The following is a 23909-nucleotide window of genomic DNA, read 5'->3' as shown; positions in this document are numbered from 1 at the left end:
GGAAATTCACCTGTGTTCTACGACACACCGGATCGAGCTATGCCGGGCTGATGCCCAGCTGGACCCGACCAATTCGCTCGTAAGTGGTACTGCGCTGCCGCGCCGAGCGGCCCGCCCGCGCGGCCAGTTCGTGCAGCTCCTCGACGCTGCGCTCCGAGCCGTGCTCGGAACCGGCCATCCGGCTGATGGTCTCCTCCATCAGCGTTCCGCCGACGTCGTTGGCGCCGCCGTTGAGGACCTCCGACGTGCCTTCGTCGCCGAGCTTCACCCACGAGCACTGGACGTTGTCGATCCGGCCGTGCAGCAGGACGCGCGCCATCGCGTGCACCGCGCGGTTGTCCCGGCGGGTCGGGCCCGGGCGGGCCAGCCCGGCGAGGTAGATCGGCGCGTTGCGGTGCACGAACGGGAGCGGGACGAACTCGGTGAACCCGGCGTTGCCGTGCTCGGCCGCGGCGTCCTGCACACCGGCCAGGGTGCGGAGGTGCCCGAGCCAGTGCTCCGGGGTGTCGACGTGGCCGTACATCATCGTCGACGAGGACGGGATGCCCAGCCGGTGCGCGGTGCTGACGACCTCGATCCACTCGGCGGCGGGCAGCTTGCCCTTGGTCAGCACCCAGCGCACCTCGTCGTCGAGGATCTCCGCCGCGGTGCCGGGAATGCTGCCCAGCCCGGCCTCCTTCAGCTCGGCGAGCCAGTCGGCGATGCTCGCCCCGGCCTTCGCCGCGGCGCTGACGATCTCCATCGGGCTGAACGCGTGGACGTGCATCTCGGGAACCCGCTGCTTGATCGCGCGCACCAGGTCGGCGTAGCCGGACACCGGCAGCCGCGGATCGATGCCGCCCTGCATGCAGATCTCGGTCGCCCCGGCCCGCCACGCCTCGTCGGCCCGGTCGGCGACCTCCGCCGGCGAGAGCCGGTAGGCGTCGGCGTCGCGCTCGCGCTGCGCGAAGGCGCAGAAGCGGCAGCCGACGTAGCAGATGTTCGAGAAGTTGATGTTGCGGTTGACGACGTAGGTGATGTCCTCGCCCACGACGTCCCGGCGCAGCCCGTCGGCGATCCCGGCGAGCGCGTCCATCGCGGCTCCGTCGCAGGTCATCAAGGCCATCGCGGCGGCGGTGCGGCTCTCGTCGAGCAGCGCGGCGGGATCGGCCTCGGCCAGCCGCAGGCCCTCGCGCACGTCGGCGTCCAACCGCTCCGGTGCCGCGTCGGCGGGCAGCTGCCTGCGCAGCTCGTCCCAGTCGCCGTAGACCGTGTCGAAGTCGCCGCGGCGATCGTCGGTGCGACCGGTCGTGTCGATGCTGCGGTGCAGGTCGGTGCGGCCGATGGACTCGAACCCGCCGTCCGGCTCCTGCCACTCCCGGCCGACCGGCGCGGCGCCCGCGGCGGCGAAACCGTCCGAATCGGACAGCGCCGCGACGTGACCGGCCACCCGCAGGTCCAGCCACTGGGTGCTGTCCCCGGCCAGCCCGGCGCGCACGTAGCGCGGGTAGGCGGTGAGGCGCTCGCGCATCTCGAAGCCGCCCTCGCGGGTCTTCGCGGCGAGCTCGTCGATCTCCGGCCACGGCCGTTCCGGGTTGACGTGGTCCGGCGTCACCGGCGAAACCCCGCCCCAGTCGTCGATACCGGCGCGCAGCATCAGCAGCTGCTCGTCGCCGATGAGGTTCGGCGGCGCCTGCACGCTCACCCCGGAGGGCATCAGCAGCCGCGCGACCGCGATGGTGGCGGCCAGGTCCTGCAGGTCGGCGTCGGGCATTCCGCGCATCGCGGTGTCCGGCTTGGCCCGGAAGTTCTGCACGATGATTTCCTGGATGTGCCCGTACTGGCGGGCGACGCCGCGCAACGCGAGCAGGGACTCGGCGCGCTCAGTCCGGGTTTCACCGATTCCGATGAGGATTCCGCTGGTGAACGGCACCGCGACGCGGCCGGCGTCGGCCAGCACCCGCAGCCGGACGGCGGGCTCCTTGTCCGGGCTGCCGAAGTGCGGGCCGCCCTTCTCCCGCCACAACCGCTCCGACGTGGTCTCCAGCATCATGCCCATGCTCGCCGCGACCGGCTTGAGCCTGGTCAGCTCCGACCAGCTGAGCACGCCGGGGTTCAGGTGCGGCAGCAGGCCGGTCTCCTCCAGCACCGCGATGGCGCAGGCCCGCACGTAGTCCACTGTGGAGGAGTAACCGCGCGCCTCCAGCCACTCCCGGGCGGCGGGCCAGCGCTCCTCGGGCCGGTCTCCCAGGGTGAACAGGGCCTCCTTGCACCCCGCCGCCGCGCCCTGGCGGGCGATCTCCAGCACCTCGTCACGTTCGAGGTAGGCGGATTCCACGCGGTGCGGAACGGTGGCGAACGTGCAGTAATGGCAACGATCCCGGCAAAGCCGGGTCAACGGGATGAACACGTTGCGGCTGTAGGTGACCACGCCTTCGTGTCCCTCGGCCACCAGGTGCGCGTCCCGCGCGCGACCGGCCGCCGCCAGCAGTCTTTCGAGGTCATCGCCGCGGGCGTGCAGCAGGACAGCGGCTTCGGCGGCGTCCAGCGAAACGCCGTCCGTGGCGCGGCGGAGCGCACGGCGCATCGCCGAGGCGCTCGGAGTGGGTTCCGGCGGGGGAAGTTCCAGATCTGCAACCGACACCAGCCGACTCTAAGTCGCCGAGCACGCACCGCCCAACCGTCGTAGACGTGCCACACACCTCACTATCGGCTATTGAATTACTCCGTTCTGCCCTACCGGTACTCACCGAATCAGGCGCAAAATCCGACGAATACCACTGGGTGAATCACACTCTGTCTCCATAGGAGGGACACGTGTCACGCACTAGAAGGAGCGGCCGGGCGATGCGCATCGCCGGCTCGGCGCTCGCGCTGGCGTTGCTGGTACCCGCAGGCATCGTCGGCGCAGCCGAATCCGCGCCCGCGGCCACCGCCGCGCCGGTTCACTTCGTCGTGCTCGGCCCGACCGGCGACGGCCTGCAGCAGACCGAGGAATCGGTCCGCGCGGTCGGCGGAACCGTCGTGCAGAGCTGGCCCCAGATCGGCGTGATCGTCGCGACCTCGACGGATCCCGGTTTCGCCGCCGCAGTTCGCACCCAGCCAGCCGTGGAACAGGCCGGTGCCAGCCGAAACCTCGCCGAGCAGCTGCCGCCCGCGCAGTCGCAGCGGCTGGAGGCGCTGGAAGGCAAGGTCGGCGCCGTCCCCTTCGCCGCCGTTCCCGGCGAAGAACCGCTGGAGCCCGAGCAGTGGGACATGCGGCAGATCAAGGCCGAGCAGGCCAGCGCGGTCTCCCAGGGCAGCAAGGACATCACGGTCGGCGTGCTGGACTACGGCATCGACCCGACGCACCCGGACCTGAAGCCGAACCTGGACGTCACCAAGTCGGTGAGCTGCGTCAACGAGGGCGTCCCGGACACCAGGCAGGAGTCCTGGCAGCCGCAGGACCCGACGCAGGACCACGGCACCCACACCGCGGGCACCATCGCCGCCGCCCGCAACGGCGTCGGCATCGCCGGTGTCGCCCCGAACGTGACGCTGGCCTCGGTGCGGGTCATCGACGACGGCGGCTTCATCTACCCCGAATACGCGGTCTGCGGCTTCATCTGGGCCGCCGAGCACGGCTTCGACGTCACCAACAACTCGTACTTCGTCGACCCCTGGTACCTGTGGTGCGACAGCGACCCGGACCAGAAGGCCGCGGCCGAGGCGGTGCGCCGCGCCGTCGCGTACGCGCAGGGCAAGGACGTCGTGAACGTGGTCTCGGCGGGCAACAGCAACTGGGACCTGTCCAAGCCGATCCGGGACACCAACAGCCCGAACAACGGCGGACCGCCCCAGGACCGGCAGACCGGGCACGAGTGCCACGTCCTGCCCGGTGAGCTGCCGGGCGTGGTCTCGGTGTCCGCGGTGGGCTCGGACGCGGTGAAGTCGTACTACTCCAACTACGGACTGGGTTCGATCACGGTCACCGCCCCGGGTGGCGACAAGAACCAGATCCCGCAGACGCCGTCGCAGAACGGTCGCGTGCTGTCCACTGTGCCCGGCGGCGGCTGGGGCTGGATGCAGGGCACCTCGATGGCCGGGCCGCACGCGGCCGGCGTGGTCGCGCTGCTGCGCAGCACCCACCAGGAGTGGAACGCCCAGCAGGTGGTCGGCGCGCTGACCAACCAGGCGGACGCCCTGGAGTGCCCGACCAGCTACGACCCGGACGGCGACGGCAAGCCGGACGCGGTGTGCTCGGGCGGCAAGGGCGGCGCCGGTTTCTACGGCGCGGGCCTCATCGACGCCCTGGACGCCGTCCAGAAGTAAGCCGCAAAGGGTGACACTCGAAGGGCGCCTTCGGCCGATCCGGTCGGAGGCGCCCTTCGCTTTGCCGCAATTCGCACGATCTGGGGTTGCCTGGGCGAGTTGGCCGCAGGACGCTGGCGGTCCGGAGGGTTGTCGCTCGGGAGTGAGGCGCTGTCGTGGCTGATTCGGAGACCTTCGTGATCGTCGGTGCCGGCATGGCCGGGGCCAAGGGAGCGCAGGCGCTGCGCGATCTGGGATTCGACGGGCGCATCGCCCTGCTCGGCGACGAACCGCACCGTCCGTACGAGCGCCCGCCGCTGTCCAAGGCGTACCTGATGGGCAACGAAGGATTCGACAGCGCGTACGTGCACGACGAGTCCTGGTACGCCGACAACCGGGTGGATCTGCAGCTGGAGGTGTCGGTGCGGCGCATCGACCGGGCGCTGCGGCAGGTGGAGCTCACCGACGGCGGGCGCCTCGACTTCGACAAGCTGCTGATCACGACCGGGGCCAACCCCCGTTCGCTGCCGGTGCCCGGCATCGACGCCGAGGGCGTCCTGCACCTGCGGCGGGTCGAGGACTCCGACCTGATCAAGCAGACCCTGGCGGGCATCGAGCGGCTCGTGGTGGTCGGCGCGGGCTGGATCGGTCTCGAAGTCACCGCCGCCGCGCGCGAAGCGGGCGTGGCCGTGACCGTCGTCGAGACGACTGAGCTGCCGCTGCTGCGGGTGCTCGGCCCGGAGGTGGCCGAGGTCTTCGCGGCGCTGCACCGGGACCACGGCGTGGACTTCCGGTTCGGCACCGCGGTCAGCGAGATCCTGGTCGACGGCGACTGCGCGGCCGGGGTCCGGCTGGCGGACGGCGCCGAAGTCCCGGCCGGGGCGGTGCTGGTCGCGGTCGGCGTGGAGCCGGAGGTCGCGCTCGCCCGGGATGCGGGCCTGCGGGTCGACAACGGCATCCTGGTCGACGCCTCGCTGCGCACCGGCGACCCGAACATCGTCGCGGCGGGCGACGTGGCGAACGCGTTCAACCCGTTGCTGGGCAAGCAGATCCGCGTGGAGCACTGGGCGAACGCGCTCAGCCAGCCCGCCACCGCGGCGGCGTCGATGCTGGGACGCGACGGCAAGTACGCGGAACTGCCGTACTTCTTCACCGACCAGTACGACCTGGGCATGGAGTACCTCGGCCACGTCGACCCTGGCGGCTACGACCAGGTGGTGTTCCGCGGCGACGTGGCGGCCCGCGAGTTCATCGCGTTCTGGCTGGCCGGTGGCCGGGTCCTGGCGGGCATGAACGTCAACATCTGGGACGTCCAGGACCAGATCAAGACCCTGATCACCTCGGGAACGACGATCGACCCGAACGCGCTCGCCGACCCGGACACGCCGCTCAACGAGCTCATCGCCCGCTGATCCTCGCGCCGCCGGATCACGACTCCGCGACGGAGCGCGCCACGAACGCGGCGATCAGGTCGTCCACGTCGAACCGCGCGAGGACGCCGGGCACCGTCAGGTGCTCCAGGATCACGCCGGTCATCGCGTAGTAGAGCAGCATCGTCGACGTGTCGTCGCCGGGAAACCCGGATTCGCGGCGGCCCTCGATGTTCGCGGTCAGGTTGGCGCGCAGCGTTTCGGTCAGCGCCGCCTGGAGCTCCGGGCGCCGGATCGCCTCCAGGCGGAGTTCCAGCAGCGCGAGCCAGCCGGTGCGGTCGTCCGAGATGTGGTGGAACAGCGCGCGCATCACCTCGGTGAGCAGTTCCGGCGACGGCGGGCGGTCGAGGTCGTACTGCCCCTGATCGAGGGTCATCCGCTGGTGGATGTGCGCGCCGACCTGGTTGAGCAGGTCCGCGCGGTTGGCGAAGTAGTTCGACGCCGTCCCCTTCGGCACGCCCGCCTCGACGTCGACGGCGCGGAAGGTCAGGCCGCGCGCGCCGTCCCGCGCCAGCACCTCGATCGCCGCGTCTACCAGTGCCGTTCGCCTCGCGGTGTTCTGCACCATCGCTCCTCCTGAGCCACCCGCTTGCAATCACTACAATCATAGTACTAAATTTAAAGCACTACATTCGAAGTGGTTCTCACCGGAGGCATCGTGCGAAAGCTGACCTACCTGATCGCGGCGACCATCGACGGCTTCATCACCGGCCCCAACGGCAAGCCGGACTTCTTCCTCCACGAAGGCGACCACGGCGATTTCATCCGGGCCGAATACCCGGAGATCATGCCGACCCACATCCGCCCGCTGATCGGCCTCGCCGACGCGCCGAACAAGCACTTCGACACCGTCCTGCAGGGCCGCAGCACCTGGGAAGTCGGCGTGCAGGACGGGATGACGAACGCCTACCAGCACATGCGCCGCAACGTCGTGTTCTCCCGCAGCGTCGCGGAAAGCCCGGATCCCACGGTGGAATTCGTCACCACCGACGCGATCGAGCGGGTGCGGGAGCTGAAGCGGGAAGAGGGCATGGGGATCTGGCTCTGCGGCGGCGGAAAGCTGGCGGAGGCCCTGCGCCCGGAGATCGATGAACTGATGATCAAGCTCCACCCGATCGTCGCCGGCTCCGGAACCCCGCTGTTCAGCAGGGAATTCGCCCCGGAACTGTTCGACCTGGCCGACACCGAGGTGTTCGGCAGCGGAGTGATCCACCTGACCTACACCAAGCGCTGACCGGGAAGGGCCGATCCAGGTGGACGCCCTCCCGACAACGAGCAGCCGACCGTCGTGAGTGGAAACGGTCGCCCCAACGACCACTTCCACTCACGACATCACAAACGGTGACGATCAGCACAAGCGCATGGACCTCTAGTTACGTGGAGGTTTCAAGCTCGTGCCCATGACCACTAACGCCACGCAGCCTCCCGTCATCGAGGACACCACCACCGACCACGAGCAGGACATCGTCGCGATCGAGCAGATGATCGCCGACGTCGAAACCGCCTTCAACACCAACGATCCCGAGTTGCTGACCGCCCACTTCGCCCAGAACGCATCGGTCGTCAACGCGGTCGGGATGCTGATGTCCGGCCGGGACGCCCTGCTCGAAGCCAACCGCAAGGGCCTGGCCGGCTTCCTGCGCGACGAGCACGCGCGCTACGAGGTCGGCGACATCGTCTTCCTCCGCCCCGATGTCGCCATCGCGCACAAGAACGCGCGGGCCACCAAGGCCGATGGCGAGCTGATCGACGTCGACCCCGCGATGATCGCCCTCTACGTCCTGGTCAAAGAACAGGGCCGCTGGTGGATCGCGGCCCGCCAGAACACCCTCACCCAGTCCTGACCTGCCGTCCGCCGGCCCGAGCGGAGCGAAAACTCCGCTCGGGCCGACGGTTGGCGACCGACGCGATGGGCCGTCGTCTCCGCATTGGACACCAGGTGGAGCGAACGGGCTTGGCAGCGATGTCAGCGGCGGTACTGTGATCAACTGTCGTGCCGAGCGCGGCGGGCGGGAGGCGGTCATGACTTCGAGACGGTCCGGTGACGTGGTCGGCGGGCGCTACCGGCTGGCCGCCGAACTGGGGTCCGGTGGTTTCGGGCGGGTCTGGCGGGCCCACGACGAGACCCTCGACGTCGACGTTGCGATCAAGGAACTGCAGCTGCCGCCGGGGATGCCGGAAACCGAACGGGCCGAGCGGCTGGCGCGTGCCACTCGCGAAGCCCGCAACGCCGCCCGGTTGCGCAAGCACGACGGCATCGTCGCGATCCACGATGTCGTCGTCGAGGACGGCCTTCCCTGGATCGTCATGGAACTGGTCGACGGCTGCTCGTTGAGCGAGCACATCGATCGGCACGGGCCGCTTCCGGCGGACAGGGCAGTCGAAGTGGCTACCGCGCTGCTGACGGCGATGGGCGCGGCACACCGGGAAGGTGTTGTGCACCGCGACATCAAACCGGCCAACGTCATGCTCGCCGAGGACGGGAAGGTCCTGCTCACCGACTTCGGGACCGCGATCCGCCACACCGACACCGCGCTGACCGCAACCGGGATGTTCATCGGCTCGGCGGAGTACACGGCGCCCGAGCGGTTGCGCGGCACCGATGGACTTCCCGCCAGCGATCTGTTCTCCCTCGGCGTGACCCTCTACCAGGCCGTCGAAGGCGTCTCGCCGTTCCGGCGCGATACCCAGGAAGCGACGCTGGCCGCGGTACTGCTGGAGGAGGCCCCGGCACCGCGGCGAACCGGACCGCTCACGCAGCTCATCACCCGGCTGCTGGACAAGGACCCGGACCGCAGGCCGACGGTCGCCGAGGCGCTGACCATGGCAGGCGAGCAGCCCGCCACCAAGGTCCACGTGCAGCCCGCCACCAAGATCCACGTGCAGCGCGGCACCAAGGCCCTCCCGACGCGGCCGAAGAAGTGGCAGCCCAAAGGCGTTGCCGCGCTGATGGCGATCATCACCGGACTCGGCATCGCCGGACTCCCCGATGCCGGCGGCACGTGGGGGTACTTCGAGAGCTACGGGGACAATGACTTGGTCAGCGGCGCCGTATTGAGCCTCGCCGTTGCCGATGTCGTCATCGTCGGCTTGCTGTGCGCCGGTTTCGCTCGATTCCTGCCGAAGGGCATCGGCAAGACCGTCACCGTCGTCGTCGTTGTCGCCGGGCTCGTCTTCGGTTGCGGTGCCGCAGCTTTCGCTTTCAACGGCGTCGGAGAGACCTTCCGGAACACGGCGGAGTTCTCAGGACAGGAGTCCGCGACGGCGTCGCTGGTCCTGATCACCAGCATCGTCCTCGTGGCGGCCGGTTTGACCTGGGAGTCCTGGAAAAAGTAATGCCTGGACCCACCCGAAACGATCAGAAGCCGAACACAACCGTGCCCGACGCGAGTCCGACCAGCCCCGAATGTCTGGCTGATCGGACCGGCAGCATCCACGGCTACGGCACGAGGTCAACACCGACCTTGCCAGCGCGCGGACTCTGCTTCACGGCCTGGCTCCGGGTCCTCCGGGCTGTTCCGGCCGGTGACCGCTCGCGGCTTTGAAGTACTGGTTCGAGGATTTGCGGAACACCAGGACGAGGAACACCGGCATCGCGACCAGCACCATCAACAACTCGACGCTGGCGATGAGCGCGCCCGGCTGGCTGATGAGAGCCCCCAGCTGGAAATCGACCATGATGAGCATCTGGCTGATGCCGAAAAGGCCGTAGAGCAGCCAGATCCCGGCGAGGATCGCGAGTGTGGTCCGAGCCCAGTTCCGGCCGGCGCGCATCCGGAACGCGAAGATCACCCACAGCGCGGTGAGCGCGAAGTTGCCCAACGTGTTGAACACGTTGAAGATGAGCGGGCCCTGCCAGGTATCGAGATATCTGATGACTTGCAGCGCGAGGACCACGAAGCTGATGCCGGTCAGCATCGACGAGAGGATCGGCACCACGATGCCGATCAAGGCCGCGAACGTCACCGTCCCGGGCGCTTTCGGTCGGCCGAACTGCTGCTGCGGCGGAAGCTGCTGGTCACCCGCCGGCTGGGACTGCTGCTGCGACCAAGGATTCTGAGGCGCTGTCACGCGAAGAGAGTAGACATCTACAACGATCAAGAATGTGCCTGTTTGCTTCAGATAGAAGCAGAAGAGGCTCGCGCGCAACGCGCGAGCGGCAGTCGTTCTTCCCCGCGGGCCGTGTTCAGATAACCATGACTGCGGCTCAGTCCTCGAACGCCACCGTGACCGGGGCGTGGTCGCTCCAGCGCTGGTCGTAGGACTCCGCTCGTTCGATCACCGCCGACACCGCTCGCTTCGCCAGGGCTTCGGTCGCCACCTGGTAGTCGATGCGCCAGCCCGAGTCGTTGTCGAAGGCCTTGCCCCGGTAGGACCACCAGGAGTACGGGCCCGGGCCTTCCGGGTGGAGGTTCCGGACGATGTCCTCGTAGCCGCTCTCGAAGAGCTCCGTCAGCCAGGCCCGTTCCTCCGGGAGGAAGCCCGCTTCCTTCTGGTTCGCCTTCCAGTTCTTCAGGTCGATCTGCTGGTGCGCGATGTTCCAGTCGCCGCAGACCAGCACCTCCCGGCCCTCCGCCGCGGCTCGCCCGCGCAGGTCGTCCAGGTACGCGCGGAACTCCTTCATGAAGCGTTCCTTCTCGTCCTGGCGCGGGGTGCCGACGTCGCCGCTGGGCAGGTACAGGCTCGCGACCACGAGGCCCGGCAGGTCGATCTCCGCGTAGCGGCCGCTCTCGTCGAACTCCGCCGAGCCGAAGCCGATGCGCACCGCCTCCGGTTCCGCGCGGCTGTAGACGGCCACCCCGGCGCGGCCCTTCGCCGAGCTCGGGGCCAGCACGGTGTGCCAGCCGGCCGGTTCCCGGACCTCCGGCGCGAGCTGTTCGGGCTCCGCGCGGATCTCCTGCAGGCAGATCACGTCGGCTCGGGTGGCGGCGAGCCACTCCACGAAGCCCTTCTTCGCGGCGGCGCGCAGGCCGTTCACGTTCACCGTCGACACAGTCAGCACGCCAGCGAGGGTAACCACCGGCACCGACGATCAACCCTCCCGGGCACCCCGCCCCAGCAGAACGATCTTCGTGGGTCAGGCCGGCCAGAACGCTTCGCGGGTGCGTCGGCGGCGGTCGCGGCGGCGGGTGGGTTTCGGCGCCGCCGGGCGCTGCCACAGCCACATGCACACCCGGGCGCCGCCGAGGCTGGACCGGTCGACCGCGAGCCGTCCTCCGGTGGACTCGGCGACCCGGCGGGCGATGTCCAGGCCGAGCCCGGTCGATCCGGCGCTGCTGCGCCCGCGCTGCACGGCGTCGGAGGACTCCGCCACCCCGGGCCCGGCGTCCTCCACGATCACCCCGACCACGCCGTCCTTCTGCTGCACCGACACCACGAACTCGGTCCGCTCCGGGGTGTGCCGGAAGACGTTGCCCACCACGGCGTCCACCGACGCGGCGAGCTCCGCTCTCGGCACCGGGACGTGGACCTCGCCCTCCGCGCCGCGCAGGCTCCACGGCCGCTGCTGGTCCTCGGCCAGCGCCGACCAGAACCCGAGCCGCTCGCGCAGCAGCTCCGCGACGTCGCAGTCGGCTTCCTCGCCGGGCCCGGACCGGCGGGCGCTGGTGATCACCAGGTCCACCTCGCGTTCCAGCCGGTCGATGGCGACCCTGGTCTGCTCGGCCGCCTGATCATCGCCCAGCGCCTCCGCGTTGAGCCGCAGCGCCGTCAGCGGGGTGCGCAGGCGGTGCGAGAGATCCGCGGCCATCTCGCGCTCGGCGGCGAGCAGCTGGCGGACCCGGTCGGCCATGGTGTTGAACGCGCGCCCGGCCTCCACCAGTTCGGGCGGGCCGCTGGGATGCACCCGGATGCTGAGGTCGCCGGCACCGAGCGCCGACGAGGCCTCCGCGAGCCGGGTGGTCGCGCGCACGACGCGGGCCGCCAGCCGGTCCGCGACCAGCAGCGACCCGACGACCAGGACCAGCCCGACGGCGCCGAGCACGAGCCAGGCCCGCAGCACCCCGCGGGTCTGGTCCGCGGCGGGCACGAACACCTCGGCCAGCGCGGTGCGGCCGCCATCCAGCGCGATCGGCTGCACGAACGCCGTGCCGCCGGCCACTTCCACGCTGGAGGTCCGCACGTCGGACATCGCCAGGTGCACGTCCCCGGCACCGACCCGGCCCGAGCCCACCACGCCGCCATCCGGCAGGTACACGGCGACCCGCCCGGACTGCCCGGCGCGCGTGCTGGCGACGGCCTTGCCGACCAGCGCGTGATCGGTCGTGGTGGCCAGCACCGGCGCCAGCGCGACGGCTTGCCGTTCGGCGTCGGACATCGCCTGGTCGCGGGCCATCTCCTTGATCATCAGGCCGAGCGGGATGAGGAACGCCAGGGCGACCATCGAGGTCACCGCCAGCGCCACCAGGACGATCGTGCGCCTCATTCCGGTTCCACGAGCTTCACGCCGACGCCCCGCACGGTGTGCAGGAACCGAGGTTCGGCGGCGCTCTCACCGAGCTTGCGCCGCAGCCAGGACAGGTGGACGTCGATGGTCTGGTCGTCGCCGTAGGACTGCCGCCACACCTGGGCGAGCAGTTCGCGGCGCGGCACCACCCGGCCGGGCCGGGCCGCGAGGTAGGCCAGCAGGTCGAACTCGCGCCGCGTCAGCTCCAGCTCGGCGCCGTCCAGCGTCGAGACCCGGCTGCCCAGGTCGATGCGCAGCCCGGCGACCTCCAGCAGCTGCGCCGGCTGCGGGCCGCGAGCGCGGCGCAGCACCGCTTCGATGCGGGCGTTGAGGTGCTCGCTGGAGAACGGCTTGACGATGTAGTCGTCCGCGCCCGCGCGCAGCAGGCGGACGATCTCACCCTCGTCGTCGCGGGCGGTCGCCACGATGGTCGGCACGTTGGAGACGCCGCGGATCATCTTGAGCGTCTCGCCGCCGTCGAGGTCGGGCAGGCCGAGGTCGAGGATGATGACGTCCGGCGGGTGCTCGGCTACTTCGCGCAACGATGCCAGGGCGGTTCCGACGCTGCGAACGACCCAGTCCCGCGCGGTCAGGTCCCGGATCATCGCCGCCCGCACCACTGGATCGTCCTCAACCACCAGAACCACAGCCATGGCGGGGACGATACGGGGACTGTGAGAGTTCTTCGCCTTCCGGTCCGCGGGCGGGCTGCGCCGCACCGCGAGCGGCGGTCGGCGTTCGGCGCCGCCGAATCCCGCACCCCAGGGAGGCATTACGCGCCGCAGTCGGGTAAACCCGTGCGCATGAAACGAGCGGTCGCCTACATCGGCGTGTGGTTGGCCGCGACCACCGCCGCAGTCACGTTGTCCTGGCTCGGCGTCCGCGACGTCATCCGCGGCGCGGTGTTCGAGCCGACTGACACGATCCCGCTGGTCCAGCCGACCACGACGGCACCGCCCCCGCCCCCGCCGCCGCCGCCGAAGCCGAGCCCCGAGCCGAAACCGACCACAGTGGACACTCCGGCGCCGGAGCGGACGCCCACCCCGAGCCCGTCGCGGACCACCGACTCCGGCGAGGTGCGCACCTATTACGCCAAGGGCGGCAATGTCGTGCTCTCCGTGCACGCCGACGGCACGAAGCTGGTCTCCGCGACGCCGCGCCCCGGCTACACGGTGCAGACCTGGGACCAGGCCGTCGGCTGGCTGCGGGTGGAGTTCACCGCCGGCCAGCACGGGTCGTCCGTGATCGCGACCTGGCACGACCACCCGACCTCGGTCCAGATCATCGAGTACTGACGGCCCGAAAGCACCCGCGGCCGGTCAGGGTTTGCGGGCGACGCCGCCGATCAGCAAGCGGTGGAAGGCGTTCACCGGCACCCCCGGCCCGTCCGGCCACCACGTCGCCACCGGCACCAGCCCCGGTGCCAGCAGTTCGAGCCCGCCGAAGTAGCGCTCGATCTCCTCGCGGGACCGGAACCAGCCGCTGCCCATCGCGCCGAGGTACGCCTCCTCCATCAGGTCGGCCAGCCGGGCCGCCTCGGCGTCCTCGGGGCGGCAGAAGTGGCTGATCCCGACGTAGGAACCGGCGGGCAGCGCGTCGATGTAGCGCGCCATCAGCCCCTGCGGGTCGTCCTCGTCCGCGATGTGGTGCAGCGTGCTGAACAGGAACAGCGCGATCGGCCGGGACCACTCCAGCGACCTGGCGACGGGCCGCTCGGCGAGCAGGCGATCCGGATCCGTGATGTCCCCGGCGACGAAGTGCGTGCCGTCGTTCTCCACGAGCAGGGCGCGGCCGTGCACGATGGCGGTCGGATCGTTGTCGACGTAGACGACGGCCGCGTCCGCGTTGACCCGCTGCGCCACCTCGTGGGTGTTCTCCAGCGTCGGCAGCCCGGATCCGCAGTCCAGGAACTGGTCGATGCCGACGGTTCCGGCCAGGTACCGGGTGACCCGCTGCAGGAAGGCGCGGTTGTCCTTGGCCAGCGCGCCGGGTTCCGGGGTGACTTCGGCGAGCGCGTCGCGCAATCCGCGATCGGCGCTGTAGTTGTCCTTGCCGCCGAGGATCGCGTCGTAGACACGCGAACTGCTCGGCCTCGTGGGATCGATGCCAGACGGCACGCCCCCGCGCCCTTCGCCGGTTCGTGTCATGCCACTCCCCAACCCCGAATTTCCGCCCCCGACAATCCCAGGTTAGGGGATCAAGGGCCGATAGCGTACGTCCGGGTAGATACCGCCAATCCGGGTAAGGCGCTCGACCTGCGGCCGGATTCCACTACTATGCGCTCGCGTAACGTTCAACCACTGGATCGCGACAGTGGGTCGTAGAGCCCATTTCCACAGGAGGTCCCGCGTGGCTCCGGACAGTGCCACGGGAAGCGGCCCCACCGCCCGCCGTCTCGTGCTGGGCAGTCAGCTGCGCCGGTTGCGCGAAGCGAGCGGAATCTCCCGCGAGGACGCCGGGTACGCCATCCGCGGGTCCGGATCGAAGATCAGCCGCCTGGAGCTCGGCCGCGTCGGCTTCAAGGAACGCGACGTCGCCGACCTGCTGACCCTCTACGGCGTGACGGACCAGTCCGAGCACGAGTCCTTCCTGGACCTCGTCCGCCGATCCAACGAACCCGGCTGGTGGCACCGGTTCAACGACCTGATGCCCTCGTGGTTCCAGGACTACGTCGGGCTGGAGGAATCGGCCTCCCGAATCCAGACCTACGAGATCCAGTTCGTGCCCGGCCTGCTGCAGACCGAGAAGTACGCCCGCGCGGTCGCCACCCAGGGCCGTCCGGAGTTCCCGGAGGACGAGCTGGACCGGCGCGTCCGGCTGCGCATGCAGCGCCAGAAGCTGTTCACCCAGCCGAAGGCTCCGCGGTTGTGGGCGGTGATCGACGAATCGGTGCTGCACCGGCCGATCGGCGGCCGCGAAGTGCTGCGCGAGCAGATCCAGTTCCTGCTCGATGCGACGGCGATGTCCGCGGTGACGCTGCAGATCCTGCCGTTCGAGCTCGGCCGGTCGGGCGCGGAGGGCGCGTTCACGATCCTGCGGTTCGCCGAGCCGGAGCTGCCGGACATCGTCTACCTGGAACACCTCTGCGGCGCGCTCTACCTGGACAAGCCGGACGAGGTCGAGGTCTACAGCAAGGTCAGCCACCGGCTCGCGGTCGACGCGCAGACGCCGGAGCAGACCCGCAAGACGCTGCTCAAGGCCCTGAAGCACAGCTGATCGACGTGCCACCGGGAACCGCACCCGGTGGCACTCCTGTGCGTGCCGACGACTGCGCATAGCACTCATTCACTGACCACGGGTCACTTAACTGGGAACAAAGTACCTCCGATCGAGTGACCAAGATCTCATTGAGATGCACGTGCATTCAATCGTGCATCTGCACCTGCTACCTTTGGTGCACGATCAACTGCACGTGCAGATGATCGTGCAGCGTTAGTCGGGGAAGGGTGAGGTTCGGATGACGAACATCCAGAACGGTATGCCCGCGCAGCAGCTTCCCAACGTGGTGTGGCGAAAGAGCCGCCACAGCGGAGCGGTGGGCAACTGCGTTGAATTGGCACCGTTGGTCGACGGCGGCATCGCCGTCAGAAACTCGCGCTACCCCGAGGGTCCAGCACTGGTCTACAGCCGGGATGAGATCGCCGCATTCCTGCACGGGGCCAAGGACGGCGAGTTCGACGACCTCGTCTGACGAGCCGTCCCGACGCTCCGCGCGGAGCCATGGTTGAAGCCCTTGACGACGAAACTCGGTGGCGCCATGAACGAGATTACCAACGGCCTGCAAGCCCTGGTAGCCCGCGATTTCCAGTTCGCGCACCCGCGCGACGCCGACGGCGGCCTGGTCGCCGTGGTGGGAATCCGGGTCCATCGCGGGGTTTTCGACATCGTGCAGCTGTTCAGCGAGCACGAAGCCGATGCCGCGCGGATCCCCGGTGATGAGCCGGACGTCCTCTTCCCGAGCAAGGTCCTGTGGCGAACCACCGGCCCCGCGCGCGAAGTGATCGCCGAACTGCTCGCGCTGTCCGAGCCGGCCCCGGACCTCGGCGCCCAGCCCACGGGCTGCTGGCTGCCGACCCATGCGGGCCGCTCGGCCTGGCTGGCCGCCTCCGCCTGACACCGGCCAGCCGCCAAGACCCCGCCCCGACCCCGGCGCCGGAGTCCTCAGTGGACTTCGCCTGGCACCGGGACCCCCGAAACGATCGAGTTCCCGCGCGACGGCGCCCCGCCGCGGGAACTCGATCGGGGTCTTCCGCCCGTAGCGAGCACAACGACACCGCCCACCGCAGGCGCCTTTCGCGACCTGCGACGAAACGCCCTGCCGACCGAGGACATCCACCGGCTCTCCGCCCCCGTTGAGCCCGCGACGATGACCCGTGAGCGGATTGGGGCGCTATAACACCCCAATCCGCTCACGGGGCCCGAGCAGGACGAGCTCAGTTCGCCTCGGTTGCGCGCCCATTGCGAGCGCGCACGTGGTGGACAACGACCACGGCGGTGGCGGCCAGGAAGACGACCTGCATCGCGGTTCGCGGGACGAGTTGGTCGTCCGCGGCGGTGAGGATTCCCTCCAGCGCCGCGTAGACGTTCGCGGGGAACATCGCGATGAGCATGAGCCCCAGCCCGCCCGCGGCCCACGGCGCGGTGCGGTGCCACAGCAGCCCCGCCGCGCCCATCAGCTCCAGGATCCCGGTGACGGTGACGAGCAGGCCGGGCTCGGGCAGCACCGGCGGCACCATGCTGATGAGCTGCTCCCGCATGCCGACGAAATGCGCGATGCCGGTCGCCACGAACATCGCCGCGAGCCCGCCGCGCACGGCGACCGGCCAGGGCCTCAGGCCGCGGACGCCGACGGCGCCCGCCACCAGCAGCACCAGCGTGACGGCCAGCAGGATGATCAACGGAGCCATCTCGGGCCTCCCCAGGAGAAAGCAAACTTGTCAGTGACAAGATGCCTGCCCGGGTCGAATCTTGTCAATGTAAAGATTCGTCGTCCAGGCGGTGGCGCAGGAGACTGGAGCCATCGAGCACCTCCCGCTGCGCCAGCGCCGCCTGGCACTGCTCGATGGCCGCGCGCAGCGCGTCGCTGCCGCCCGTTCGCCGGAGGCCGTCGAGCACCTCCCGGATCTGGGGCGGCAGGTACCGGCCCTCCCGAAGCATCTTGATCAGCCCCGACCTGCGACCGCCAGGACCACGGACCGACCACAGTGGACGGAGATACCGGGTCAGTCCAGCTCGTACATCGGGTTGGGCAGCTTCACGCCGCGTTCGGCGTGGCCGCCGGCCAGGTCGGATTCCTGGTCCCCGACGCTCAGGACGATCCGGTAGCCCTGCCGCTCGATGCCGGCGCGGGCGCCGCTCTTGTACGGCACCACCGACGGCTCGTGGTCGTCCACCGGCCGCAGGTACAGGGCCGCCGGCTCCGGGAAGCCCTCTTCCTGCAGGTCCAGCAGGCTGGCTTCGCGCATCTCCGGGTTCTCCCGGCGGCCGGTGACGAAGAAGACCGCGACGCCGCGGGAGTCCGCGAAGCGCGCGAGGTCCCGCGTCGCGGCGATCCCGACGGGCCCGCGGGCCAGCACGAACTCGTCCGACGACTCCTGCTCGAAGCCGAAGTCGATGCCCAGCTCGTACTCGTAGGTCGACACGCTGGTGTCGTCGATGTCCAGCACGATCGCGGGTTTCGGCACGCCCTCCGCCAGCCGCTGGGCCAGGTAGTCCTGGCCGCGGCGATCGGCCTCGGCGATGTCGGCGTCCCACTGCCCCGAATCGCGGTAGTCCACGATGGACCGCTTCACGTCGGTCAGGTTCGGGGCGGGTTCGGCCTTCGCGCCTTCGGCGCCCTGCGCGGCGGCGCACCCGGTGGCGAGCACGCCGAGCAGGGCGAAGGACGAGGCGATCCCGGGGAATGCGGAGGACTTTCGACCGGACACGATGCGGACCCTCCTGGCGGCGACTACTTCGGCAGCCCGGCCCCGCTCAGCACGCGGTCGAGCGTCGGATAGGACGCTTGCGCACCGGAGTGTTGCACGCTGCAGGCCCCCACGCGGGTCGCCCACCACACGGCAGTGGGAAGCGAATCACCCTGGCTCAGCCGCCACGCCGCGGTCGCGGCGAAAGCATCACCCGCCCCGGTGGTGTCGACCGCGTCGGCCGGCGCACCGGGAACTTCCTCGGCATGACCGGCATCCGCGACCGCCGCGCCGTCCGCGCCGAAGGTGACCACCACCGAACGCGCACCGACCCGGAGGAGCCCGGTCGCGTGCCCGATGTTCTCGGCGGGCACCGGAAAGCCGTTGCGCCGCAGGATTTCCCGGGCTTCGTGCTCGTTGACGATCAGCGGGTCGGCGAGCTCCAGCGCCTCGGCGGGCAGGTCGACCACCGGGGACAGGTTCAGCACGAACCGCGCCCCGGCCGCCCGCGCGGCGCGGGCAGCGGCGACGACGGTTCCGACCGGCACCTCCAACACGACCGACACCACCCGCGCCGCCGCGATCAGCGGCTGAGCCGCCGCGATGTCGGCCGGCGACAGGCGCGCGTTCGCCCCGGCGGACACGATGATGCTGTTCTCACCGGTGTCCGAGACGGTGATCAGCGCGGTGCCGGTGACCGCTTCGTCGTCTCGGTGGGTGTGCTCGGTGCCGACGCCATCGGCGCGCAGGGCGGCCAGCAGCATCTCGCCGTGCGCGTCCGCACCGACCCGGCCCACCAGCGCCGTTCGCGCGCCGAGCCGCGCCGCGGCGACCGCCTGGTTGGCGCCCTTGCCGCCTGCGCTGGTGGCCAGCGCTGTGGCGTGCACCGTTTCGCCCGGCAGCGGATGGCGTCGCACGCGCGCGGTCAGGTCGACGTTCAGCGAACCGACCACGACGACGTCTTCGGTGCGCGTCATCGCAAATCCCCCCTCACGCCACGCGTCGCGTCGGGGTGGGGTCGTCGCACAGCCGATCGGCCAGCAGCTCGGCGAAGTCGCCGCTGGTCTCCAGCACCACACGCACGTGCGCATCGTCCTGGGCCGGGAAGTTCCGGTACTGCCCGCGGACGTCGGCGACGGTCGCCCCGCGCCCCGGCCCCTGGCTCGTCTCCACGTCGACCGCGACGACCGGCGCCAGCACCGGGGAGACGTCGCCGACCGCGATGGCCGCGGCCAGCGGATCGTGGCAGGCCGCGCTGCGGTCGCCGAACACGTTCCCCTCGTAGAAGTCGAAGTACTGGTCCAGCATCTGCGCCGCGAAGGCGGTGACCGGCGTGCCGGTCTCGCGGAGCCGGCGCTGGTGGCCCTCGGTGATCCGCTCGCCCATGGTCGCGTCCAGCGGCACCAGCGTGATCGGCCAGCCGGCGGTGAGCACCGTTCGCGCCGCCTCCGGGTCGTTGCTGATGTTCGCCTCGGCCGCCGGGGTGGCGTTGCCCGGGTGCCGGATCGCGCCGCCCATGATCGTGACGTGCTTGACCAGCCCGGGCAGTTCGGGATCGAGCAGCACGGCGGTGGCCAGGTTCGTCAGCGGCCCGACCGCAAGCAGGTGCAGCGTGCCGGGGTTCTCCCTGGCTAGGCGCACGATGAGTTCCGCGGCGGGCTCGGCGACCGGCCTGGCCGTCGGCGCGGGCAGGTCCGTGTTGCCGAGGCCGTCCGCGCCGTGCACGTACGGCGCGAAGTGCGCGTTCCCGAGCCAGTTGTCGCGGGCACCGATGGCCACCGGGATGTCCGGCCGCCCGGCCAGTTCGAGCACCCGCAGCGTGTTGTCAGCCGCGGTGACCGCGTCGATGTTGCCGAAGACCGTGGTCACAGCCCGGATGTCGACGTCCGGGTCCCTCAGCAGGTAGAGCAACGCCAACGCGTCGTCGATTCCGGTGTCGCAGTCGACGATCAGGGTTTCCTTGGACGCCATCGGTAGCGCGCCTTTCTGCTGGGAGCGGAGTCTCGCGGGACTCGTGCGCGTTTCGGAGCGCTATGGCGACCAAAAACGCGCACGAGCGTTGCCCCGGGAAGCGGAGCGGGTGATCGCGTCAGATCGAGACGGGCCCGCGGAGCTCCGGCTGTGGTTGTTCGGTGTTCATCGGGATTGGCGCACCGGGATGCCCGGCGCGCCGCTGGGCAGCACGTACTTGGCGGCGATCAGCGGGGTCCGCTCCATCGAGACGACCTGCGTGACCAGCACGACCGGCGTGTCCGGCGGCCGGTCGAAGACCTCCCCGCGGCGCCGCCCGAGCACGGTCGCGTTGATCGTGCTGGCGCCGCTGAGCGGCAGGTGCGGGTCGATCGAGCCGATGACGTGCAGCATCGTGCTCGGCCGGGCTTCGGCCGCCGCCAGGGCTCCGGGCAGCGCGGGATCGACGGCGGCCAGCGCCTCGTCGTGCACGCTCCACTCCTCCACCAGGCAGGACGGCACGCCGTCGACGTCGACGACGCTCTCCCAGAACCGGATCTCGCAGCTGGCCGGCACCGGCAAGTGCTGCATCACCAGGTCGGTCGGCTGCTCGATGTCGCGCACCAGCGGCCGCACCTTGGTGCTGTCCGAGCCCAGCAGGCCCTCGACCGGTTGCAGCCGTTCGAAGCCCCGCCGGGCCGGGCGGTCGCTGACCGTCCGCCCCACTCCCCGCCGCACGGTGATCACGCCGTCCTCCTGGAGGAGGATCAGCGCTTCCCGCAGCGCCGGCCGGCTCACGCCGAGCTCGGTCGCGAGGTCCGGCTCGGACGGCAGCGTCGAACCCGGCGGATAGGTGCCCTGCCTGATGGCCTCGGCGATCCGCTCGTAGAGGTCCACGACCGGTCGACGCTGAGGTCGTCTGGAAGCCACGCCGCACCTCCTGCCGGGTTGATGTCAGACAAGTTAAGAGAGATGGTCCCGCGCGTCAACTCCGGCAAGCCGGAGAAGAACCGGAGACCACACCTTGACGTACGTCACCTTCGGAGGGTAGATCCTTCCGCCAACATGCCTAACATGTCAGACAGGAAATCCCGGCCGAGTTCGCCGGGAACGCCGAACCCCAGGAGGGAACAAGTGCCCGACTCGCCGACCGCCGACCAGCTCCGCCGCGCCCCGAAGGTGCTGCTGCACGACCACCTCGACGGCGGGCTGCGCCCCGAGACGGTCGTGGAACTGGCGGAGCAGCAGGGCTACGGCGCACTGCCGACGTCCGACGTCGCCGGGGTCACCGAGTGGTTCGCCGCCGCGGCCGGGGCCGGCTCGCTGGAGGAGTACCTGGAGCGGTTCGTGCACACCGTCGGCGTCATGCAGACCGCGGACGCGATCAGCAGGGTCGCCGCCGAATGCGCCGAAGACCTGGCCGCGGACGGCGTCGTGTACGCCGAGGTCCGCCACGCACCGGAGCTGAGCACCCAGCAGGGGCTGTCGCTGGACGAGGTCGTCGAGGCGATGCTCGACGGGTTCCGGCGCGGAGCGGCGCGGGCGCGAGAAGTGGGCAACCGCATCCGCATCGGCGTGCTGCTGTGCGCGATGCGCCAGGAGGCGCGTGCCCGGGAGATCGCGGAACTGGTCGTGCGGTACCGCGACGCGGGCGTCGTGGGCTTCGACATCGCGGGCCCGGAGGCCGGCTTCCCGCCCACCCGCTCGCTGGAGGCGTTCGAGTACCTGCGGCGGGAGAACTGCCACTTCACCATCCACGCCGGCGAGGGGTTCGGGCTGCCGTCGATCTGGGAGGCCATCCAGTGGTGCGGCGCGGCCCGGCTGGGCCACGGCGTGCGGATCGTGGACGACATCGACATCGCCGAGGACGGCACCGCCCGGCTCGGCAGGCTGGCGTCGTTCGTGCGGGACCGGCGCATCCCGCTGGAGATGTGCCCGCGCTCGAACGTGCACACCGGCACCGTCGCGTCGGTCGCGGAACACCCGATCGCGCTGCTGCGGCGGCTGGGCTTCCGGGTCACGGTCAACACCGACAACCGGCTGATGAGCCAGACGTCGATGACCCGCGAGTTCACCGAGCTGGCCGAGAACTTCCACTACTCGCTCGACGACCTGCAGTGGTTCACGGTGAACGCGATGAAGTCGGCGTTCATCCCCTTCGACCAGCGCCTGGCGCTGATCAACGAGGTGATCAAGCCCGGCTACGCGGCCCTGCGCTCCGAGGCCCTGTTCGGCCCGGTCGCCGACCACGAACCGGCGCTGGCCTGACGCGCGGGAGCGCTTCGGGTCGGCACGGCGGCCCGAAGCGCTCGCGAGCGTTCGACAGGACATCGCCGGTCAGCGGTCCTACATTGACCGGCGATGGACCCGCTGCTCGCCGCTTACCAGGGAGTGTCCCCATGAGCCGTGTTCGAGTTCTCGTCGGCACCCGCAAGGGCGGGTTCATCCTGACCGCGGACGGCACGCGCGAGCGGTGGGACATCAGCGGCCCGCACTTCGGCGGCTGGCAGCTGTACCACCTCAAGGGCTCGCCGGCGGCCCCGGACCGGCTGTATGCCTCGCAGTCGCTCGGCTGGTTCGGCCAGCTGATCCAGCGCTCCGACGACGGCGGCCGGACCTGGGAACCGGTGGGGAACCGGTTCTCCTACGACGGCACGCCCGGCACGCACCTCTGGTACGACGGCACCCCGCACCCCTGGGAGTTCGAGCGGGTCTGGCACCTCGAACCGTCGCCGACCGACCCGGACACCGTGCACGCCGGGGTCGAGGACGCCGCGCTGTTCCGCACCACCGACGGCGGCAAGACCTGGCACGAGCTGCCCGCGCTGCGCAAGCACCGCTCCGCCGCCGGCTGGCAACCGGGCGCCGGCGGGATGTGCCTGCACACGATCATCCACGCGCCGGACGACCCGAACCGGATGTTCACCGCGATCTCGGCGGCGGGTGCCTTCCGCACCGACGACGGCGGCAAGAGCTGGCAGCCGATCAACCACGGCCTGCGCTCGGAGGGCATCCCCGATCCGGACGCCGAGGTCGGCCACTGCGTGCACCGCATCGCGCTGCACCGAGACCGCCCGGACGTGCTGTTCATGCAGAAGCACTGGGACGTGATGCGCAGCGACGACGCCGGCGATTCCTGGTACGAGATCAGCGGCGACCTGCCGTCCGACTTCGGCTTCCCGATCGACGTGCACGCCCACGAGCCGGACACGGTCTACGTCGTCCCGATCCAGAGCGACGAGCAGCACTACCCGCCGGAGGGCAGGCTCCGCGTCTACCGCAGCCGGACCGGCGGCCACGAGTGGGAGCCGCTGACCAACGGCCTGCCGCAGAGCCACTGCTACGTCAACGTGCTGCGCGACGCGATGGCCGTGGATTCGCTGGACGAGTGCGGCATCTACTTCGGCACCACGGGCGGCCAGGTGTACGTGTCGCCCGACGCCGGGAACAACTGGCGGCCGATCGTCCGGGACCTCCCGGCGGTCCTGTCCGTCGAGGTGCAGACGCTGCCATGATCCGGGTCGCGCTCCCCGCCCACCTGCGGACGCTCGCCAAGATCGCGGACCGCGAGATCGAGCTGGACGTCACCGGCCGGCCGACGCAGCGGGCGGTGCTCGACGCCTTGGAGGCCCGGTACCCGATGCTGCGCGGCACGATCCGGAACCAGGAAACCCAGCTGCGCCGGGCCTTCATCCGGTTCTTCGCCTGCGAGGAAGACCTCTCCAACGAGCCGCCGGACGCGCCGCTGCCGCCGGCTGTGGCGGCGGGCGACCAGCCGTACCTGATCGTCGGCGCGATGGCCGGCGGCTGAGGCCCGGATCGACCAGCGATCCACAGTAGACTGGAATATTCCGGGCATCGTTCAACTAATGGGTGGTCGCCCGAAATTCCCGGCGTGTTGGCGTGTCG

25 protein-coding genes are annotated in these 23909 nt (G+C 70.3%); 12 read left to right on the top strand and 13 right to left on the bottom strand.

Annotation, left to right across the window (positions count from 1 at the left end; translation table 11 throughout):
* Window positions 1-37: 37 nt before the first annotated feature.
* The gene (locus ACWEV3_RS29565; protein ID WP_452617043.1) at window positions 38-2566 is read right to left on the bottom strand and encodes a bifunctional FO biosynthesis protein CofGH; all 2529 of its coding nucleotides are present in this window, start codon (window positions 2564-2566) and stop codon (window positions 38-40) included.
* A gap of 230 nt (window positions 2567-2796) precedes the next feature.
* Between ACWEV3_RS29565 and ACWEV3_RS29560 the strand changes: the two genes are divergently transcribed.
* Window positions 2797-4290 carry a S8 family peptidase gene (locus tag ACWEV3_RS29560; RefSeq protein ID WP_452617010.1) on the top strand — a complete coding sequence of 498 codons (1494 nt, stop codon included), beginning with the start codon at window positions 2797-2799 and terminating at the stop codon, window positions 4288-4290.
* Between the two features lie 155 nt (window positions 4291-4445).
* A complete protein-coding gene (locus tag ACWEV3_RS29555) occupies window positions 4446-5681 on the top strand; it encodes an NAD(P)/FAD-dependent oxidoreductase (RefSeq protein WP_452617009.1) in 1236 nt (411 codons plus the stop codon).
* A gap of 16 nt (window positions 5682-5697) precedes the next feature.
* Here the strand turns inward: ACWEV3_RS29555 and ACWEV3_RS29550 are convergent, their stop codons facing one another.
* On the bottom strand, window positions 5698-6267 hold the full coding sequence (locus tag ACWEV3_RS29550) for a TetR/AcrR family transcriptional regulator (protein WP_452617008.1): 570 nt from the start codon (window positions 6265-6267) through the stop codon (window positions 5698-5700).
* Window positions 6268-6357: 90 nt separating this feature from the next.
* Between ACWEV3_RS29550 and ACWEV3_RS29545 the strand changes: the two genes are divergently transcribed.
* From ACWEV3_RS29545 to ACWEV3_RS29535, 3 genes are all read left to right on the top strand, one after another.
* Window positions 6358-6933, top strand: coding sequence for a dihydrofolate reductase family protein (locus ACWEV3_RS29545; protein ID WP_452617007.1), 576 nt, complete (start codon window positions 6358-6360; stop codon window positions 6931-6933).
* A gap of 166 nt (window positions 6934-7099) precedes the next feature.
* Entirely contained in the window at window positions 7100-7543 is a 444-nt protein-coding gene (locus ACWEV3_RS29540; protein ID WP_452617006.1) for an SgcJ/EcaC family oxidoreductase, read from the top strand.
* A gap of 178 nt (window positions 7544-7721) precedes the next feature.
* On the top strand, window positions 7722-9035 hold the full coding sequence (locus tag ACWEV3_RS29535; RefSeq protein ID WP_452617005.1) for a serine/threonine-protein kinase: 1314 nt from the start codon (window positions 7722-7724) through the stop codon (window positions 9033-9035).
* Window positions 9036-9185: 150 nt separating this feature from the next.
* Here ACWEV3_RS29535 and ACWEV3_RS29530 read toward each other — a convergent pair whose 3' ends face one another.
* From ACWEV3_RS29530 to ACWEV3_RS29515, 4 genes are all read right to left on the bottom strand, one after another.
* The gene (locus ACWEV3_RS29530) at window positions 9186-9848 is read right to left on the bottom strand and encodes a hypothetical protein (RefSeq protein WP_452617004.1); all 663 of its coding nucleotides are present in this window, start codon (window positions 9846-9848) and stop codon (window positions 9186-9188) included.
* A gap of 58 nt (window positions 9849-9906) precedes the next feature.
* A complete protein-coding gene (locus ACWEV3_RS29525) occupies window positions 9907-10701 on the bottom strand; it encodes an exodeoxyribonuclease III (RefSeq protein ID WP_452617003.1) in 795 nt (264 codons plus the stop codon).
* Window positions 10702-10776: 75 nt separating this feature from the next.
* Entirely contained in the window at window positions 10777-12123 is a 1347-nt protein-coding gene (locus ACWEV3_RS29520; RefSeq protein ID WP_452617002.1) for a sensor histidine kinase, read from the bottom strand.
* Complete coding sequence (locus ACWEV3_RS29515; RefSeq protein ID WP_358580156.1) at window positions 12120-12797, bottom strand: response regulator transcription factor; 678 nt, start codon at window positions 12795-12797, stop codon at window positions 12120-12122. Before ACWEV3_RS29515 ends, ACWEV3_RS29520 begins: the two co-directional genes overlap by 4 nt.
* Window positions 12798-12947: 150 nt before the next feature.
* On the opposite strand from ACWEV3_RS29515, the gene ACWEV3_RS29510 reads away from it, so the two are divergent.
* Entirely contained in the window at window positions 12948-13439 is a 492-nt protein-coding gene (locus ACWEV3_RS29510; RefSeq protein ID WP_452617001.1) for a hypothetical protein, read from the top strand.
* Window positions 13440-13463: 24 nt separating this feature from the next.
* Here the strand turns inward: ACWEV3_RS29510 and ACWEV3_RS29505 are convergent, their stop codons facing one another.
* The gene (locus tag ACWEV3_RS29505; RefSeq protein ID WP_452617000.1) at window positions 13464-14291 is read right to left on the bottom strand and encodes an SAM-dependent methyltransferase; all 828 of its coding nucleotides are present in this window, start codon (window positions 14289-14291) and stop codon (window positions 13464-13466) included.
* Window positions 14292-14493: 202 nt separating this feature from the next.
* Between ACWEV3_RS29505 and ACWEV3_RS29500 the strand changes: the two genes are divergently transcribed.
* The 3 genes from ACWEV3_RS29500 to ACWEV3_RS29490 all read left to right on the top strand — a co-directional run bounded on the left by ACWEV3_RS29500 (window position 14494) and on the right by ACWEV3_RS29490 (window position 16258).
* Window positions 14494-15360: a helix-turn-helix domain-containing protein gene (locus tag ACWEV3_RS29500; protein ID WP_358580149.1), complete on the top strand. Its 867-nt coding sequence runs from the start codon at window positions 14494-14496 to the stop codon at window positions 15358-15360.
* Window positions 15361-15601: 241 nt separating this feature from the next.
* Window positions 15602-15835, top strand: a complete 234-nt coding sequence (locus ACWEV3_RS29495) for a DUF397 domain-containing protein (protein WP_358617215.1) — start codon at window positions 15602-15604, stop codon at window positions 15833-15835.
* 66 nt (window positions 15836-15901) lie between these two features.
* Window positions 15902-16258 (top strand): hypothetical protein, encoded by a 357-nt coding sequence (locus ACWEV3_RS29490; RefSeq protein WP_452616999.1) that lies wholly within the window; start codon window positions 15902-15904, stop codon window positions 16256-16258.
* Window positions 16259-16577: 319 nt separating this feature from the next.
* Here ACWEV3_RS29490 and ACWEV3_RS29485 read toward each other — a convergent pair whose 3' ends face one another.
* The 6 genes from ACWEV3_RS29485 to ACWEV3_RS29460 all read right to left on the bottom strand — a co-directional run bounded on the left by ACWEV3_RS29485 (window position 16578) and on the right by ACWEV3_RS29460 (window position 20930).
* Window positions 16578-17051, bottom strand: a complete 474-nt coding sequence (locus ACWEV3_RS29485; protein ID WP_452616998.1) for a DoxX family protein — start codon at window positions 17049-17051, stop codon at window positions 16578-16580.
* A gap of 64 nt (window positions 17052-17115) precedes the next feature.
* Window positions 17116-17301, bottom strand: coding sequence for a hypothetical protein (locus ACWEV3_RS29480; protein WP_452616997.1), 186 nt, complete (start codon window positions 17299-17301; stop codon window positions 17116-17118).
* 65 nt (window positions 17302-17366) lie between these two features.
* On the bottom strand, window positions 17367-18071 hold the full coding sequence (locus ACWEV3_RS29475; RefSeq protein ID WP_452616996.1) for an HAD family acid phosphatase: 705 nt from the start codon (window positions 18069-18071) through the stop codon (window positions 17367-17369).
* A gap of 23 nt (window positions 18072-18094) precedes the next feature.
* The gene (locus tag ACWEV3_RS29470) at window positions 18095-19027 is read right to left on the bottom strand and encodes a ribokinase (protein ID WP_452616995.1); all 933 of its coding nucleotides are present in this window, start codon (window positions 19025-19027) and stop codon (window positions 18095-18097) included.
* A 13-nt stretch (window positions 19028-19040) separates the two neighbouring features.
* Window positions 19041-20021, bottom strand: a complete 981-nt coding sequence (locus ACWEV3_RS29465; protein ID WP_452616994.1) for a nucleoside hydrolase — start codon at window positions 20019-20021, stop codon at window positions 19041-19043.
* 165 nt (window positions 20022-20186) lie between these two features.
* Window positions 20187-20930 carry a GntR family transcriptional regulator gene (locus ACWEV3_RS29460; RefSeq protein WP_452616993.1) on the bottom strand — a complete coding sequence of 248 codons (744 nt, stop codon included), beginning with the start codon at window positions 20928-20930 and terminating at the stop codon, window positions 20187-20189.
* A gap of 204 nt (window positions 20931-21134) precedes the next feature.
* Here ACWEV3_RS29460 and ACWEV3_RS29455 point away from each other — a divergent pair, with 204 nt between their 5' ends.
* From ACWEV3_RS29455 to ACWEV3_RS29445, 3 genes are all read left to right on the top strand, one after another.
* Window positions 21135-22268 (top strand): adenosine deaminase, encoded by a 1134-nt coding sequence (locus ACWEV3_RS29455; protein WP_452616992.1) that lies wholly within the window; start codon window positions 21135-21137, stop codon window positions 22266-22268.
* 131 nt (window positions 22269-22399) lie between these two features.
* Window positions 22400-23515 carry a WD40/YVTN/BNR-like repeat-containing protein gene (locus ACWEV3_RS29450; RefSeq protein WP_452616991.1) on the top strand — a complete coding sequence of 372 codons (1116 nt, stop codon included), beginning with the start codon at window positions 22400-22402 and terminating at the stop codon, window positions 23513-23515.
* Window positions 23512-23811: a MoaD/ThiS family protein gene (locus ACWEV3_RS29445; RefSeq protein WP_452616990.1), complete on the top strand. Its 300-nt coding sequence runs from the start codon at window positions 23512-23514 to the stop codon at window positions 23809-23811. The genes ACWEV3_RS29450 and ACWEV3_RS29445 overlap by 4 nt, the downstream gene beginning before the upstream one ends.
* Window positions 23812-23909: the final 98 nt, after the last annotated feature.

The organism is Saccharopolyspora sp. NPDC003752 (assembly GCF_053605825.1).
Note: the sequence above shows the minus strand (reverse complement) of the source record. Positions and strands in the feature narration are given on the sequence as shown.

Bases quoted from the DNA above. Each gene is read 5' to 3' on its own strand.
- ACWEV3_RS29510 (WP_452617001.1), top strand. From the start codon at position 12,948: ATGAAACGAGCGGTCGCCTACATCGGCGTGTGGTTGGCCGCGACCACC.
- ACWEV3_RS29445 (WP_452616990.1), top strand. From the start codon at position 23,512: ATGATCCGGGTCGCGCTCCCCGCCCACCTGCGGACGCTCGCCAAGATC.
- ACWEV3_RS29480 (WP_452616997.1), bottom strand. From the start codon at position 17,301: ATGCTTCGGGAGGGCCGGTACCTGCCGCCCCAGATCCGGGAGGTGCTC.
- ACWEV3_RS29495 (WP_358617215.1), top strand. From the start codon at position 15,602: ATGACGAACATCCAGAACGGTATGCCCGCGCAGCAGCTTCCCAACGTG.
- ACWEV3_RS29450 (WP_452616991.1), top strand. From the start codon at position 22,400: ATGAGCCGTGTTCGAGTTCTCGTCGGCACCCGCAAGGGCGGGTTCATC.
- ACWEV3_RS29505 (WP_452617000.1), bottom strand. From the start codon at position 14,291: ATGACACGAACCGGCGAAGGGCGCGGGGGCGTGCCGTCTGGCATCGAT.
- ACWEV3_RS29515 (WP_358580156.1), bottom strand. From the start codon at position 12,797: ATGGCTGTGGTTCTGGTGGTTGAGGACGATCCAGTGGTGCGGGCGGCG.
- ACWEV3_RS29470 (WP_452616995.1), bottom strand. From the start codon at position 19,027: ATGACGCGCACCGAAGACGTCGTCGTGGTCGGTTCGCTGAACGTCGAC.
- ACWEV3_RS29550 (WP_452617008.1), bottom strand. From the start codon at position 6,267: ATGGTGCAGAACACCGCGAGGCGAACGGCACTGGTAGACGCGGCGATC.
- ACWEV3_RS29540 (WP_452617006.1), top strand. From the start codon at position 7,100: ATGACCACTAACGCCACGCAGCCTCCCGTCATCGAGGACACCACCACC.
- ACWEV3_RS29490 (WP_452616999.1), top strand. From the start codon at position 15,902: ATGAACGAGATTACCAACGGCCTGCAAGCCCTGGTAGCCCGCGATTTC.
- ACWEV3_RS29565 (WP_452617043.1), bottom strand. From the start codon at position 2,566: ATGCGCCGTGCGCTCCGCCGCGCCACGGACGGCGTTTCGCTGGACGCC.
- ACWEV3_RS29465 (WP_452616994.1), bottom strand. From the start codon at position 20,021: ATGGCGTCCAAGGAAACCCTGATCGTCGACTGCGACACCGGAATCGAC.
- ACWEV3_RS29485 (WP_452616998.1), bottom strand. From the start codon at position 17,051: ATGGCTCCGTTGATCATCCTGCTGGCCGTCACGCTGGTGCTGCTGGTG.
- ACWEV3_RS29520 (WP_452617002.1), bottom strand. From the start codon at position 12,123: ATGAGGCGCACGATCGTCCTGGTGGCGCTGGCGGTGACCTCGATGGTC.
- ACWEV3_RS29535 (WP_452617005.1), top strand. From the start codon at position 7,722: ATGACTTCGAGACGGTCCGGTGACGTGGTCGGCGGGCGCTACCGGCTG.